Here is a 15,691-nt window from a genome sequence, read left to right on the forward strand (position 1 = left end):
CCATTAAAAAGTAATTTTTAAACACTGCCTAAACTAACACAACTTTTATGCTTAGTTTCGAGTTGAATTAATTTCACTTAAATATGAAAAAGTTGAGTTTTACTTATCTTAAATTTCATTTTATCATGGTTAATAACAAATCTAAACTGTAATAGCCAATTTTAATTAAGAAATGGGGAAATTAATGATGACACAACTTGCGCGCCGTATTAAAACAACTGACAATGGTTTAACTGATCTTTTTGCGTATGCTAGTAACCCGGACCTAATTTCATTCGCTGGTGGTTACCCCAACGATCAACTATTTCCCAAGGCCGAATTACAGGCCGCCTTTTCTGATACTTTGGCCACGGGGGATGCTACTCTCTTCCAGTACACCTCAACTTCAGGTTTAGAAAGTTTGCGTACAAAATTCGCCAAGCGGGCTGAGCAGGCCGGCGTTCAGGCTACGGCCGCCAACGTACTTTTAACTCAAGGTGCCCAACAAGGAATCGATTTGACGGCTAAATTGTTGTTAAATCCTGGGGATGGGATGGTCGTTGAAGGACCAACTTACTTAGGCGCACTATCCGCCTTTGATGCTTACGAGCCAACGTACTACGAGGCACCAATGGAAGACGACGGTTTAGATGTTAACGAACTACAAAAAATTCTCATGACCCATTCAGTTAAATTTATATACACGATCCCTGATTTTCAAAATCCAACTGGCGTCACAATGTCACTAGAAAAACGCAAGGCGTTGGTTCGCCTGGCCAACCAATACGACGTTATAATCCTAGAGGACACACCCTACCGTGATTTACGTTTCAGTGGCGCAGCTCTACCTGCAATCAAATCCTTTGATACTGAGGGTCGCGTTATTATGTTAGGTAGCTGTTCAAAAATTTTATCACCTAGTTTACGCTTGGGCTGGCTAATCGCCGATGAAAAGTTATTAAAGCCCATTACGGCACTAAAATTGGCTAGTGACGTGCAATCATCTAACTTAACGATGCGCGCAGTTGATCGTTATCTGACCGACAACGACCTAGATCAACATATTCAGGCAATGAATACGGCCTACGCAACTAAAAAAGACGCAATGATGAACGCAATTAAAACCTATTTTCCAGAAAAAATTCACGTTGTTAATCCCGCAGGTGGTTTTTTCATCTTTATCCAAAACGTTGGTAACTTGGATATGACCCAATTTTTAAAACAAACGATGCTTGCTGAAAATATTGCTTACGTTCCTAGTGAACATCTTTTTCCAGTTAGTAATACTAAAAACGCCGCCCGACTAAATTACACCAATTTAACCGAAAAAACAATTCAATTAGGCATCCAGAAATTAGGTGGTCAGCTTAAACAGCACCTTGCACAAACAAATTGGAGCACGGACATTCAGCTGGAATCAATTTCAACCAATTGATTTTAAAGGACCAACTGATTGCGCTTCCAACGTTGATTAAATCGCGCTTTTTTGTTTCCCTGATTATCTTTTTGTGGTAAGCTTAGGTTTCTAAAAACATTCGGGGGTATTTAAATTATGAAGATTGTTGTATTAGCAGGCGGCCGGAGCCCAGAGCGAAATGTATCGTTATCTTCCGGCATAAAAATTACCAACGCGTTACGCGAAAAGGGACATCAAGCAGTTTTAATCGATCTATTTTTGGGGGATCAACTCCAAGATGTGACAAACATTGATGAGATTTTTGACCGTAAACCCGCCCCACAACCCAAAGTGATCAGTGATGAGATTCTAACCAACGCTGCGATCAACAAATTACGGACGGATGGAACCCGGGGATTATTTGGACCAAACGTTCTAAAAATTTGTCAGGCTGCAGACATCGTTTTTCTAGGTCTTCACGGTGAAGACGGTGAAAACGGTAAGGTCCAGGCCGTTCTTGATACTTTTGACGTCCGTTACACTGGTAGCGATCCGTTGTCTTCTGCCATGGTAATGAATAAAAAAATATCCAAAGAACTATTGTTCCAAAACAAGATTAAAACGGCGCGCTACGTTGCCGTTTCGAAAAATGATGCCGAGGTGCCGCCAATGGATTTTGGTTTCCCCGTCGTTGTCAAACCAACTTCTGGTGGGTCCTCAATCGGTATGCATTTTGCTCATGATGCTAATGAACTTAACGCAGCCCTTGCCGATGCATTTCGTTTCGATAACGAGGCCTTAGTTGAGGAATTCATCAGTGGCCGTGAGTTCTCACTGGGAATCGTCAATGGTATTGCCTTACCTGGAATTGAAATTAAGGTTAATGATGGTTGGTATGACTTTGAACATAAATTCCAGGATAACAAGACAACCTTTGTGACTCCGCCAGATTTACCCGACGATGTTCATGAAGAGATGAAATCAATTGCTTTAAAGACCTTTAAAGTGCTGGAAATGGCAAATTACGGTCGGATTGATTTCTTCGTTAACGCTGATGGGATCTTTGTCATCGAGGCCAACACGCTGCCTGGTATGACCCCACTTTCCTTGCTACCTCAAGAAGCAGTCGCCGATGGTATTTCTTACCCAGAATTATGTGATCAGATTGTTAATGGTAAGGTGGTCGCCTACCAACAAAAAGAAATTTAAAGCACGACAAAAAGGGACACCCTCTCCCCAGACGGTGTCCTTTTTGCTGTGACAAAATTCATTTTGCCGCATTTCTGCTTTAAATTTTCAATTTTCGACTATTCTTTTACGCCTAATTTAGCACGGACGTTATTGCGCGCCTGAACCATGTTCTTCAAAGCCGGAATTGTTTCGGCTTCTTTACGTGTCTTTAAACCACAATCTGGATTAATCCAGAATTGATGAACGTCAATAACTTTTAGCGCACGGTTAATATTCTGTTCAATTTCTTCAACTGAAGGAATTCTTGGACTATGAATATCGTAAACACCTAATCCGATTTGCTTATCGTATTTAGTTTGTTCAAAGGCTTTGATACTTTCACCTTTAGAGCGTGACGATTCAATTGAAATGACATCAGCATCCAAGGCACTGATTGCTGGTAAGATATCCTCAAAATCAGAATAGCACATATGCGTATGAATCTGCGTCTCATCTTTAACACCAGTTGTGGTAATCTTGAAGGCTTTAACTGCATTATCCAAATATTCTTGCCGGTAGCGTGGCTTTAACGGTAATCCTTCACGCAAAGCTGGTTCATCAACTTGAATAATCTTAATGCCGGCATCTTCCAAGGCCTTAACTTCATGACGCAGAGCCAAACCAATCTGATCAGCAACTAGGTTCTTTGGCAAATCATCACGAACAAAGCTCCAGTTAATAACTGTGACGGCTGAGGTTAACATGCCCTTAACTAGTCGATCAGTCTGTTTTTGTGCAAAAACAGTGTCACGAACCGTGATTGGTTTTGTCCACTGAACGTCACCGAAAACTAATGGTGGCTTAACGCAACGTGAACCATAGCTTTGAACCCAACCATTTTGGGTTGTGGTGAAACCTTTTAATTTCTGGCCGAAATATTCAACCATGTCAGTTCGTTCAAATTCACCGTGAACCAGAACATCGATATCCAAATCTTCTTGAATCTTAATCCAACGCTTCGTTTCTTTATCCAGAAATTCTTGGTAGGCCTCATTGGATAAATCACCCTTACGCCAGGCCTTCCGCTGGGACCGTACTTCAGGTGATTGGGGAAAACTACCAATTGTTGTTGTTGGTAAAACCGGTAAGTTCAAAACGCTTTGAGCCTTAACCCGCTGTGGATAGGTCGAATGACGCTCCGTTTTAGAAGCTAGAATAGTTTGAACGGCTTCCTTAACTTTAGCGTTATTCCGGTGTTCCGATTGATTCAATCGATCCAATGCATTTTTACTGTCCGCTAATTCAGCCGTAATATCTACACCATTCGCACCCTTGGTCAAGGTTACAATTTCAGCTATCTTTTCATCAGCAAATGCCAAGCCGCCCTTAATTACTGGATCAAGTTTGGCCTCATTTTTAACGGTGATTGGCACGTGAAGTAATGAATTAGAAGCCTGTAACCAAAGCTGATCCGATTTAACGGCCTGCTCAATCTTGGCGACTAATTCCTGCTTCTTAGCTAAATCACTACGCCAAATATTTCGCCCATCCACGATACCAGCGGCCAAAACCTTACCTTCAGGGAAACCATTGGTTTGAAGGGCCTTGAGATTTTCACCATGATCGTGAACAAAATCAAGTCCAAAACCAGCAGCTGGTAAGTTGACAATATCTTGATAATAGTCAACGGCCGCAAAATAAGTTTGAACTAAAATTTTAACTTCTGGAGCTGCTTCATGCAATGCTTCTAAAACTTTTTTATAAAGTTGAATTTCTTTTTTATCCGCTAAGGTGGCTAAGGTTGGTTCATCTAATTGAACCCATTTAACACCGGCAGTAGCTAATTCTTTGAAAATCTGAACGTAGAGTGGCAAAAGTTCAGCCAACAACTGATCAAGTAATTCACCACGAACATATTCATCATTAACTTTGCTTAACTTCAAGAAGCTAACTGGGCCTAAAATAACTGGCTTACCGTCAATTCCTAATTCAGCCTTAGCTTCCTTGTAATAAGTCAACCATCGATTATCTAGTAATTGAAAATGAACATGATCTAGTTCAGGAACGATGTAATGGTAGTTTGTATTGAACCACTTAGTCATTTCAGCGGCCACGGCATCCTTAGTCCCCCGGGCAATATTATAGTAATCACTTAAACTCAATTTGCTTGTAAAAGTTCCAAAACGTTGTGGAACGACACCAAAAGCCGCCGCCGTATCCAAAACGTGATCATAATTAGAATAATCGGCAACTGGAATTAAATCGACACCGGCAGTCTGCTGCTTTTTTAAATTGGCTAACCGAAGTGCTTTAGTCCCTTCTAAAAATTCTGTTTCATCAATTTTGTTTGCCCACAGATGTTCCAGTAAGAACTTCCATTCGCGCTTTTCACCAATTCGTGGATAACCTGCATTACTACTCTTTACCATATTAACTTCCTCCTCATTTTTAACCAATAAAAAAACAGTTTCGTCCTAACCAAAGGACGAAACTGTTAAATTTCGTGGTGCCACCTTACTTTTCTATTCTTTCGCAAAAATAGACTCTGACAGTACAGTATGATACCTAGACTGTCGTGCTGTTAACGGGCACAACCGTTGTCGCCTAGCTATTGCTCAACGACACCATTCAGAGATCATCTTCACCGACTTGATCAAGGTCCTCTTCCACCAATTAGGACTCGCTTGTCTTGTTCTCATCAACTACTCTTCTCGTCTTCATGTTCTCATTTAATTTTCATAATTAATGTATAAAGAATAACATCATCATTTATCTCTGTCAACCACGTTTTATTATTTACAGGTTTAAATCATTTATCTCATGGTAATTTAACTTAAGAAATGTTTTGAATGATGTTTAACTCATATCTCAACAATAATGGTCAGTTATTTAAGAAAGTAAAATACTGTGTTAAAAAGTCCGCCACGCCGTCTTCATCATTGCTGGTTGTCAGCGCTGACCCATAAGTTTTAATGGCTGCCGGTGCATTGGCCATAACAACTCCCACTTGGGCCAGCTGTAACATGCCAATATCATTTTGTTCATTACCAAAGGCCATTAAATTGGCCGGTGATAAATTAAGGTGAGTCAGTAATTGACTTAGGCCGGTTGCCTTATCAACGCCAGGTTTAAGAAATTCAAGTTCGTTTGGTAGCGAGCGCACAATGTGAAACTGGTGGTGAAAGGTTTCCGGAATTTGTAAGGCTAATTGGTCCGTCATTTTCGCGTTACTTTTCGAAACGACTTTAGCAAAAGGGCCCGCCGATAATGTTGCAAAAGTTGTTGGCACAAACTCTAGTAATTGGCCTAACGCCGCTTGGTAAGTCGATTGAGGTAACTCACTCAGTGAATAAACGCGCTTAAAATCAAGTACATCTAGTGGCGCCTGAATTTTTTGTGCCAGCCGATACAATGGTCGCAGATCATCTTTACTAAGCGCACTCTGTACTAAGGCTTCTTGGGTCACATTGTTGCTAACAACTGCACCATTAAAATTGATTGAGAAATCATCCGCTTGAAATAAATTCAGGTCATTTAAATAGGGCACAATTGCATTAATTGCCCTGCCAGTACACAATACTATGTATATTCCGTGTTGCCGTAGCCGATAAAGTATTTGTCGTGTTCGTAAGCTAATCGTGAGTTGCGATGTTAATAACGTACCATCCAGATCCAGAGCAATCATTTTAATCATTTCATATTCCCCCAACAATTACATTATACGCGTGTGAAAAAAGCGCTTGCATTTCAACTGCCGACTTGCTATTCTGAAGGTAGAAAAGTAAAGACGTCTTATCCAGAGTGTTTTAGGGAACTGGCCCGGTGAGAACACAGCAACCTACTTGTATGAGCAAGGTGCTAATTCCAGCAGCAACAAGCTGAAGAGATAAGGAGCTAAACGTGAGATTCCAAACGCTTCTTCGGCTAACAAGCTAAGGGGCGTTTTTATTTTCTAAATCAAATTTAGAAAGGATGGAATAGATCATGCGCTTATCAGAAGAAAATTTTCGAAAAGTCATCACCGTTAGAACAGATGAACAACCATCAACTAATGTTACTGCCAATCTCATTCGGCGAGCAATGAAGGATGCCTTGGCCCGCCACACAACAACTAATAAACCGGATAAATCGATTAAAGCCTAGCGTTTATTTAGAAGGACGTTTGGGCTCTGCTTCGCTGCACTATCCAAACAGAAATAAACGTGCTATAGTACTCATATAAGGTGCCAGACCTTATTGGACTTCGAGTCCGAAACGTGTTTAACACGTCCGCACTCTTTATGAGTGCCAAAACAGCCACCCCAACTACTTTGGTGGCTGTTTTTTTTATGTAAAAAATGGCTCCAAAGGCACAAAAAGTTTAAGCGCCTTTGGAGACCTAATTTAATTTAGAAACACTCACGAAAGTAATTTCAAGATAGAATCTCGTTCTTCGTAAATTTTTACTAAAGTATTCTGCAGTAAGACTGCCTTTTAATTTCCACCCATGAATTCTTTCAAGCGCTGAATTTCGTCCGCATTTGGTTCGACTTCATTAGATTTAATATCATGAATCCGTTCAACCGAAACGTGGCTGGAAAACGCCATTTCATTATCAGTTAAATCATGTTTCTTTTGATATTGGATAATCTGTTCTGCAAAGTCACTTAATTTATGCTCACTCATTCTAAAACACTCTTCCTTTCATGCTTAAAAACACCGGCTATTCAACTATTAATTGTCTTCTACTTAATTATCAGTTTACCACAATCACTCATTTACCGGTATTTTTTAAGTGATCGGTCAGAGCTCTCTGATAAGCACGCATTGTTACTTCATCAAAACAGATCATCGTCACTTGTTGAACCTGCTTTGCCTGCTTTAAGAAATTTTGAATAGTTGCTACAGCAATATTAGCCGCAGCAGCTAATGGATAAGCGTAAACTCCGGTACTGATTGATGGAAAGGCAACCGTTTGACAGGCGTATTTTTCAGCCAACGCCAAACTATTTTGGTAACTATTTCGAAGTAACTGTGCCTCATGCTTCTGCCCACCTTGCCAAATCGGTCCCGGTGTGTGAATCACAAACTTGGCCGGTAATAAAAATCCTGGTGTAATTCGTGCTTCACCAGTTGGACAGCCGTTAAACTTGCGACAAGCGGCCAATAATTTCGGCCCAGCAGCACGGTGGATTGCGCCGTCAACACCGCCGCCTCCAAGTAAACTAGTATTAGCAGCATTAACGATTGCATCTGCCTTTGATTTCGTAATATCACCCAGTTGAATTTCCATGGTACCGCCATCCCTTCAAGTTCATTCTAATCCAAAGTAAGTTCAAGTACCGTTTTTTGTTCAAAGTTTACTTCAAAAGGTTAAACTAAATTTAATTCGGCCCCAGTTCATTGTTAATCTATTTTTCAAAAACAACTGTGCTCACGATTTTTCTACGGTAGAATCTGGTTAAACGTGATCCGTAAAAGTACACTAGTTACACTCAGGGGCCAAGTAATATTCATTTAAATCGTACGGCATTCAAAATCTACATAATTTTTATCCTATAGAATTGAGGCAATAAATTAGTGAAATATCCTTTAGATAGCAGCACACACTTGCGTGATTTCTTACTTGAACGTGGTGTGAGTATGACGGCAATTCACACAGCAAAAAGTACAAACCAAAATAATCTCGAGACGTTTTTATACCATTACTATCGCCCTATGAAAAAAGTTGCCACTAAATTGGTGCCACTTTCAGAAGTAGTTGCTATCAATCGTGGAATCAACGGCCTTTCATTTTGGGACCATTTGTGCTTAGCAAATCAGATTGCTGTACTTCATGAAAAAAAATTACGCAAAAATTTCGATGTACTTGATGCTCGCCAATATGCAGGTGCCGCCAACTTTTATGCCTCTAATGAAACAGCCAGCAATGGTGAGGGCTTAGCCGAAATGAGCTATTTTCAATCAAATCACAGCAACCAGTACATTTTAACTGGTAACGGCAATCACCGCACACTTTGTGCCAAATTATTTGGTGTCCCCGCGATACTTGCCAATATCACTGATTACCAGATTGACAAGCCGGCCTATCATTACGCCAAACAATTACTGCAAATTTACCAAAACTTTTTAACTTTTCTCAGGCAACAACAATTGACCTACAAACTACGATCCGACAAGAATTCAGTCCAATTTTTCTGTAAGTCTAACTTAATCGGTCAATTTTCATTGCATTTTCCAGTTATCTTTTCCGACCGTCATTTATTTAACAGCACTGATGTCCATCTCTTTCAGCAGGATCTCAACCAGATCAAACTTCAATTGCCACAAAAACAGGATTCGGACATCCCAGTTAGGTCGAATAAATTATCGTTTTCTATTCACCTGCAAACCGTAACTGCCGAACACCAGGCCGACTTTAATAACTGGCTAAAAAGTGGCTTCCTTTCTCCAAAAACAAGTGGTTTCCAATATCAATATTATTTTTCTGGTCGTCAATTTACTGATTTTGCGCTTACTGCGGCCGAAGCAAAACAGCAAGTCTACTTTGAATTACTTGCTAAAGTCGCTACGGCCAGACAATTAGGCATTCCGGGCAACTTATTAACGTCAGTCAGTGTGCAACCAGAAACTTTTCAAATCACAGTGTAAAAAATGGGGCCGGGACAAAAGTCCTAGCCCCTTACTATTACGATCATTACTCTAGAGCATCGTAGCGACCATATTTAAAACTATTAGCTAGTTTTCAGAACGCCAAAACTTAACTGGAACAAGCCTGAACAGATTAGATTCCATTCCGGTGCGCGAGGACGGAACGCGTGGCGGGTTGGCGAGCTAACTTTTACCAGATAAGGGCAAAGCGGGGGTAAAAGTTGATCTCGCCAAGCCCGCATGATTCTACTTCACAATAGTGGATGATTTTCGGAACGAAAATCTTAGATGTTACGGACGATGACCATTCAACTAAGGGCATAAATCGCCAAGTTGAAACATGGCTCTAAATGGCCCAAACCGCCATTAATAATCATCGACACAGCTGGTCCTCGCGCCCCTACATTCCATCTGGCCGCAGTGGAACATTTAAGCGCTGTCAGTGTTGACGGCCAATTAAGGCCGCCGTTAAGTTGTGCAGCATTAAAGCTGAATTGTACTAAACTAAACAACTGATTAGTCAATAATTAGAACTCAACCACTGCCAAGGTGAAATGGAGGCGCTGGTGTATCAGCCGTGTCGAAGGTACTTGATGACCGAATTGTGGTCATTTAGTACTTTGCGTGATTGACAAGATCCATTTTCTTTTCCGAATGGTTTTAATCGGAAAGAAAATTAGCTTGTCAACGCGCCACGCGTTCCATACGCCAGCGCCGGAATGAAACCTGACTAAATCTGCCCACGTGTAATTCAGTGGCAAGCGGCATAAGCATTATTTTTAGTAGCGATATAATTTAATTTAAATATGAGCGCTACACTCCACTAGAACGTAAACCCAAAACCGACTTTTGTTTCACTTCATTTTCTTTTTTCTACTAAACTGTAACTTCAAAATTGGTTGTAAATAATTAGGCTTAAAAAACATAATTTGCTTGCTTTTAGACACACTAAATTAAATTCATTAAAAATTTTTCAAGTTATTTTTTATTAAAAATAGCCAGTGTCTGTTTATTTGCCTTGGTTACTTGAACTAACTTTCCCCGAACAGCCAGGCGGTTAACCCCACCATCAGCGCAGGTAATTAACGTCACGATCTTCTTACCGGGCACATCATTAACCAAACTAGTGGCGTAAGGATTAACAACCTTCTTCATTATTACCCGATAACGGTACACGTGCTCCAAGTTCGTCAAATAAACGGCATCTCCCAACTTGATATTATCAAGTGGTGAAAAAAGGTTTGTCCCGTTATTCAACATATAATGACCAGCAAGCGCGTAATTTCGTTTACCCATTTGCTGGCCAGACTTCATCGTTGCCCCACCAGTTGCTAGGGCATCATTAGACAGCCCCTTCACAACCGGCAAATGCATTCCTACGCTAGGAATACTCAATTTGCCAATCACTAAGAGCCCATTTTGGTGAACTGCCACGTGGGCCACTTGATTAACGCCCAACGACTTTACCTGTTTAAAATTAAAGGTTGTTTTCTTCTTTTCATTTTTAGCGATTTTAGTCTTTGTTACTTGCTCTACTCTATTTTGGCCAACCTCTTGGATGACCCAATTCTTAATTGGTTCATTAAAGATTAAAACTAAACCAACGACTAATAATACGCCAATCAAAGTATTTATTAATATATTGCGCACGCGCTTAGACACATTAAGCACTCCTTTTTTGTAATTACCTTTTAGTTTAGCGCAAAGTAAGTATTCGGTCTAATACTCAAACAAAAATACCGAAGCCCCTTCTTTGGTAAGCTACATCAACTAGTTAAATTTTGATCTAGCTTTTCTTTGCGAACTATTTACCAAGTTTGCGATAATCCTTAATAACAATAAAAATCCAAACCAGAACCAGAATGCCATAAACTAACGAGATATACCAACTATAATTAGCGTAAAAACTTTGACAAAATAAAAATAGCCAGGCCGCTAGTAGCCAAAGTGACGGTAACTTAATTATTTTCATCATTTACATTCTCACTTCTTTCTTAATGGTCGGAGCATCGTGGAAAGATCATTCAAATTTCACTCCAAAATACCACTGGATTAACGTTGATTCATTAATTTATTTACATGCCACTTACTTCATTTTAGATTAACCTTATTACTTAACCATAATACAGCAAAATAGTTGATTAGAATTTTTAATATTAAAAACTCTATGCTATTGTAATAATGGTTTCAGAATTATTTTTTAGAAATATTTAACTATCTAGGTTGTTTTTAAAAATTACCTTTATTAGTTTCTCTCTGGCTAATTTAGTGGAACCGTGTTTGGAAAAGCAACTTCCCGTAGTTAGGCCCGTGAACCAAACTTTTAGCGCACGTTCTAGAGTAATAATCTGCAGTTGCGGAGTAGAATCTAACCGTTTTTTCAACCACTCCTTAGCAGATACATGTCTAAAAAATTAATTTTTATGATGTACCCTTACTTTAGTAATATTTTTCGCAATTATTTTGTAAAGAAGGTAATCCTTATGATTCACTCAGTTGTCATCATTCTTTGTGTCGGCGTACTCGCCGGTATTCTTGGTGCTATTCTAGGAATTGGTGGCGGTATTATCATCACCCCTGTTCTCACGTTGGCTTTTGGACTCGATATTAAATACGCCATCGGTGCCAGTATTATTTCCGTCATTGCCACTAGCTCAGGCGCAACCATCGCTTACGTCAAAGATGAACTGCTTAATTTAAGAGTTGCTATGTTTCTTGAAATCGCAACGACGGTAGGTGCAATTATCGGTGCAGTTCTAGTCGGAGTTGTTCACACCGGCTTTTTGTTCATTCTTTTTGGCTTACTCCTTTTATTTTCAGCTTGGAACATGTACGGCAAATTAAAATCCGGTAACGAGGTCCTCCATAAAGTGGAACCTGACAAAATCGCGCAACGATTGAGACTCAACAGTAGCTACTATGATAAAGCACTAAAAAAGCAAGTTGATTATCAAGTTGAAAATGTACCCGCTGGCTTTACCGTCATGTTTGGTGCTGGACTCGCCAGTGGTCTATTAGGAATCGGCAGTGGCGCCTTTAAAGTGATGGCAATGGATACTTTCATGAAAATGCCGCTAAAGCCTTCCAGTGCTACCAGTAATCTAATGATGGGCGTTACGGCGGCAGCAAGCGCAACCGTTTATTTCTTTAATGGCTCAATTAAGCCGCAGATTGCCGCACCGTTAGCACTTGGTGTTTTGTTTGGCGCAACGATCGGAACGCGTATTATGCAGCGCCTAAAGCCACGCTGGATTCGAATTATCTTTATTCCGATCATTGGTTATATGGGCCTTGAGATGGTTCTCAAAGGATTCGGGGTGACAATTTAACTATGAAACAATCAACGAAAATGCAACAAGAAATGAATCAAGTTGAACAGTTAATCGGTGTCATCTTACAAATTGGCGTGATCATCTCCGCTATTATTATTGGTGTGGGTCTATTAGCCCTTTTAATCACTGGTAAATCAGGCTATCCGGCCGGTAGTTTTCCTACCCATTTTGGCGCAATCTTTAGCGGAATTGCCCAATTTAAACCCTACGCCATCATTATGCTAGGTCTTTTTGCACTTATTCTAACGCCCGTTTTACGGGTTGTCGTTTCAATTTACGCCTTTTTTAAAGAACGTGACCTACTTTACGTTGTGATCACAACAATTGTTTTAATTATCTTGATTTTCGGGATGGCTATTGGTTACTTAGGCAAATAATTTCAACTAAAATCTAAATGGGTAAATAAATTAGGCTCCAGATAGAACGTTAAATTTTTCAACACTATTACCACTCCTTGAATTTAGATCATTAATTAATTTCAGGGAGTATTTTTAGTGTCCGCCTTAAAGTCTTCCGCACTGGACATCTAGTCAGACTTTGTTTAGAAATTACTTCTGTCACTATTTTCTTGATTGATGTGAACTAAGCCTGCCTGAGAAAATCCTTCTTAGGCTGCGACTCGGACTTCGGTTCATCCTAGTCCGATCGACATCGTCAGTAATGCTCGGAACCTAGGCGCTTTTTGAGACACTCTAATTTGCTGGAAACGTGTTTGAAAAAGCAGGTCCCTGCGCTTAGTTACGATCGCCAAATAATCCACTACGTGAATTATTCGTCAATCTAGACTAATGCTCAGAACCTGGGCGCTTTTCCAAACACTCTTTTAGCTTAATGCAAATTTTTCTAGCGCTTCGGCCACACCACTTTCATTATTAGTGGCCTGTGTGACGTAACCAGCGGCCTGCTTTACAGCCGCGGTACCATTTTGAACACTAACGCCGAGTCCAGCTGCGTTTAACATGGCCAAATCATTACTATTATCCCCGATTGCCATAATTTCACTTGGCTTTACCCGTAATTGCTTAGCTAACTGTAAAGTTGCTGTTCCCTTATCAATGCCGGCAGGGTTAAACTCAACGTAACGATTAGAGGAAAAAGTAATCGTTAGTTCATCTGGCAGTAGTGCAGCTACTGCTTGGCTTAATTCTTTTCTAAATGCAGGATCATCGGCCTGATACAAAATTTTAACCAATGGCTGCTGCTTTAGGCCATCAATATTAGATGATGTTAAAATGTCGAAATCAGCAACCCGTTGCTTAATATAATGAAGTTCTTGGTCACTTGGACGCCACATATACAGACCTTGAACGGCGTAAATATGAACAGTGACGTTCCGTTTAACGGCGTAATCAAAAATCTGTTTGACAGTTTCAAAAGGCATTTGATTAACGGTTAGAATCTGGTTGGCGCGATTTTCAACAATGGCACCACCATTATAGGCAATCACGTATTGATTCGGCTTATCGATTAAACCTAGCTGCTTTAGATTATCTTGCACAGATAAAAAACTTCTACCTGTGTTTAACACAAAGTGGCCACCCTGTGCCGTAAAGGCCTTAATAGCCTGCTCATTCTTCTTTGAAATTTTGGCCTGATTATCTAGTAAAGTTTCATCCATATCACAGACGATCATTTTATACATTTAAGATTCCTCCATTAATTACACGCTTACATTCATTTTAGCATACCTTGCTGAAATCATTGAACGAGTTAAACTTCCTAGAGCGTGTTGGAAAAAGCGTTTAGCTTCTACTCCGCAATTGAGGATTACTAACGATATCGAGCGGACTAACCCAACACGCTACCTGACTTACAAAATTATCGCAAATAATGAAAATTCCTGTTAAGCTGAAAGTGATCATTGTTTTATAATGGTCAAAAGTACACTAACGACTTGCTACTTTTGAAAATATTTCTACCATAAAAATTTCAATTTGAGGTGTTTGCTATGTTGTTGATTAGTCTCTGCATTATTGGTTTTTTAGCCGTAAGTATCTACACGACACTAAAAATTAATAGTCTTGGCAGTTTGCTCGTTAATGTTATTGCCTATTTTGCCCTTTACTGTGCGCTAGAAATTGTTGGTATAGCAGGCCTCGCTAAGGCAATTGCCGTTTTCTTTAGCTTTTTCTTTGTTGTCGTCATGGCTATTATTAGTTTTTATCGTCAGGCCCACTCTAAATAAAACTATTTATCAAAAAAGCCCTGACAGTCGCTTTTTGATGCGCTATAATAAGTTAAGCGGCGTTTTAAGCGCGCTAATTTCTGGAGTAAAGGTGATTATAATGAAAAATGTTGCGGGTGAAGAATACCAGACGCCACGTCAAACTGCAGATCAACTTGACATCAGTCCGCAAACCCTGCGTTCCTATTCAGGTTTAGTCGAAAAAGTCACACATCGAACTGATTACTTCCATCGTGATCAAAATAACGGCCGTCTCTATAGTGCTCAAAATATCACTGATTTGGCACAAGTAAATATCATAAAAAAAGAACACAATAAAACTTTGAAAAACGCTATTAGTGAAGTATTCGGTCAACAGATTATTTCTGAAGCACCTACTAGTAGCACTGCAACTCCTGCAAAATCAACTTTGCCGGCAGAGGCCTCAGCGGCAACTCCCGACAACTCTACTGACAATGATAATTTAGCGCCGGTACTTTATACATTAAAACAACTATCTGACCAAAACACTGAAGTTGTTGGCCAACTCAAAAAGTTGCAAGAGCAGTTAGATGAAACAAACGATAAGTACGAACACCTGCTGAAGGCAATTGAGGTACGTAAGTCGACGACTAGTAGCGAAGCAACTACTACTGCCAACTCAGCAGCGACCACACCAGCTAACACAGAGGCCAATAATAAGCCACGAACACTGGCAGATATGCAAACTCAATCAACCGAAACCAAAAAGGGCTTCTGGTCACGGTTGTTCTCTCGCGATTAGTAGAATTAAAAAAATAGTTAAGTTCTGACTTTTTAAACACGCTTACATTAAATTATCCGGAGAAGTTACTTTTCCATATACCTCTTCGAATAGCAACAACAAATAGTTTCAAGATACATTTTTAATGTGTCTTGAAGAAGGTTCTCTAATAATTAATTAGATTACTATTGCACTTTTTGTATCATTAGTATATATTTATCATATAATAATACTAAATTAATTTAGAGAGGTCTGCT

The 15,691-nt window shown here is 39.9% G+C and carries 15 protein-coding genes, 1 riboswitch and 1 other annotated feature; of the genes, 8 read left to right on the plus strand and 7 right to left on the minus strand.

The window, feature by feature from the left end; genetic code table 11:
- The first annotated feature begins 187 nt into the window (after positions 1-187).
- Together EKM61_RS01955 and EKM61_RS01960 are read left to right on the plus strand one after the other, a co-directional pair.
- Entirely contained in the window at positions 188-1,414 is a 1,227-nt protein-coding gene (locus EKM61_RS01955; protein WP_068226084.1) for an aminotransferase-like domain-containing protein, read from the plus strand.
- Positions 1,415-1,531: 117 nt separating this feature from the next.
- Positions 1,532-2,584, plus strand: a complete 1,053-nt coding sequence (locus EKM61_RS01960) for a D-alanine--D-alanine ligase family protein (protein WP_068226083.1) — start codon at positions 1,532-1,534, stop codon at positions 2,582-2,584.
- Between the two features lie 98 nt (positions 2,585-2,682).
- Here EKM61_RS01960 and metE read toward each other — a convergent pair whose 3' ends face one another.
- Together metE and EKM61_RS01970 are read right to left on the minus strand one after the other, a co-directional pair.
- Positions 2,683-4,974: a 5-methyltetrahydropteroyltriglutamate--homocysteine S-methyltransferase gene (gene metE / locus EKM61_RS01965; RefSeq protein WP_068377211.1), complete on the minus strand. Its 2,292-nt coding sequence runs from the start codon at positions 4,972-4,974 to the stop codon at positions 2,683-2,685.
- Between the two features lie 49 nt (positions 4,975-5,023).
- Positions 5,024-5,272 (minus strand) — a binding site (T-box leader).
- A gap of 154 nt (positions 5,273-5,426) precedes the next feature.
- Positions 5,427-6,239 carry a Cof-type HAD-IIB family hydrolase gene (locus tag EKM61_RS01970; RefSeq protein ID WP_068226081.1) on the minus strand — a complete coding sequence of 271 codons (813 nt, stop codon included), beginning with the start codon at positions 6,237-6,239 and terminating at the stop codon, positions 5,427-5,429.
- A 95-nt stretch (positions 6,240-6,334) separates the two neighbouring features.
- Positions 6,335-6,438: riboswitch (SAM riboswitch) on the plus strand.
- Between the two features lie 91 nt (positions 6,439-6,529).
- Between EKM61_RS01970 and EKM61_RS11975 the strand changes: the two genes are divergently transcribed.
- Positions 6,530-6,688 carry a hypothetical protein gene (locus EKM61_RS11975; RefSeq protein ID WP_156520011.1) on the plus strand — a complete coding sequence of 53 codons (159 nt, stop codon included), beginning with the start codon at positions 6,530-6,532 and terminating at the stop codon, positions 6,686-6,688.
- Between the two features lie 330 nt (positions 6,689-7,018).
- Here EKM61_RS11975 and EKM61_RS01975 read toward each other — a convergent pair whose 3' ends face one another.
- Entirely contained in the window at positions 7,019-7,210 is a 192-nt protein-coding gene (locus EKM61_RS01975; protein WP_068226080.1) for an LBP_cg2779 family protein, read from the minus strand.
- Positions 7,211-7,298: 88 nt separating this feature from the next.
- Complete coding sequence (locus tag EKM61_RS01980) at positions 7,299-7,817, minus strand: O-acetyl-ADP-ribose deacetylase (protein WP_068279620.1); 519 nt, start codon at positions 7,815-7,817, stop codon at positions 7,299-7,301.
- Positions 7,818-8,104: 287 nt separating this feature from the next.
- Here EKM61_RS01980 and EKM61_RS01985 point away from each other — a divergent pair, with 287 nt between their 5' ends.
- A complete protein-coding gene (locus EKM61_RS01985) occupies positions 8,105-9,175 on the plus strand; it encodes a hypothetical protein (protein WP_068226078.1) in 1,071 nt (356 codons plus the stop codon).
- A 978-nt stretch (positions 9,176-10,153) separates the two neighbouring features.
- On the opposite strand, the gene EKM61_RS01990 is transcribed toward EKM61_RS01985, so the two are convergent.
- Both EKM61_RS01990 and EKM61_RS11980 read right to left on the minus strand, forming a co-directional pair.
- Entirely contained in the window at positions 10,154-10,837 is a 684-nt protein-coding gene (locus tag EKM61_RS01990; RefSeq protein WP_125636145.1) for a class A sortase, read from the minus strand.
- A gap of 142 nt (positions 10,838-10,979) precedes the next feature.
- Positions 10,980-11,150, minus strand: coding sequence for a hypothetical protein (locus EKM61_RS11980; RefSeq protein ID WP_156520010.1), 171 nt, complete (start codon positions 11,148-11,150; stop codon positions 10,980-10,982).
- A 508-nt stretch (positions 11,151-11,658) separates the two neighbouring features.
- Between EKM61_RS11980 and EKM61_RS01995 the strand changes: the two genes are divergently transcribed.
- Both EKM61_RS01995 and EKM61_RS02000 read left to right on the plus strand, forming a co-directional pair.
- Positions 11,659-12,504 carry a sulfite exporter TauE/SafE family protein gene (locus EKM61_RS01995; protein WP_068226076.1) on the plus strand — a complete coding sequence of 282 codons (846 nt, stop codon included), beginning with the start codon at positions 11,659-11,661 and terminating at the stop codon, positions 12,502-12,504.
- 2 nt (positions 12,505-12,506) lie between these two features.
- Positions 12,507-12,884 carry a DUF1634 domain-containing protein gene (locus tag EKM61_RS02000; protein ID WP_068226075.1) on the plus strand — a complete coding sequence of 126 codons (378 nt, stop codon included), beginning with the start codon at positions 12,507-12,509 and terminating at the stop codon, positions 12,882-12,884.
- Positions 12,885-13,330: 446 nt separating this feature from the next.
- On the opposite strand, the gene EKM61_RS02005 is transcribed toward EKM61_RS02000, so the two are convergent.
- Entirely contained in the window at positions 13,331-14,149 is an 819-nt protein-coding gene (locus tag EKM61_RS02005) for a Cof-type HAD-IIB family hydrolase (protein ID WP_068226074.1), read from the minus strand.
- A 306-nt stretch (positions 14,150-14,455) separates the two neighbouring features.
- Here EKM61_RS02005 and EKM61_RS02010 point away from each other — a divergent pair, with 306 nt between their 5' ends.
- Together EKM61_RS02010 and EKM61_RS02015 are read left to right on the plus strand one after the other, a co-directional pair.
- On the plus strand, positions 14,456-14,692 hold the full coding sequence (locus EKM61_RS02010; protein ID WP_068226073.1) for a hypothetical protein: 237 nt from the start codon (positions 14,456-14,458) through the stop codon (positions 14,690-14,692).
- 100 nt (positions 14,693-14,792) lie between these two features.
- On the plus strand, positions 14,793-15,455 hold the full coding sequence (locus EKM61_RS02015) for a MerR family transcriptional regulator (protein ID WP_068226072.1): 663 nt from the start codon (positions 14,793-14,795) through the stop codon (positions 15,453-15,455).
- The last annotated feature ends 236 nt before the right edge of the window (positions 15,456-15,691 follow it).

It is taken from the genome of Loigolactobacillus backii, from assembly GCF_003946275.1.
Lineage (GTDB): Bacteria > Bacillota > Bacilli > Lactobacillales > Lactobacillaceae > Loigolactobacillus > Loigolactobacillus backii.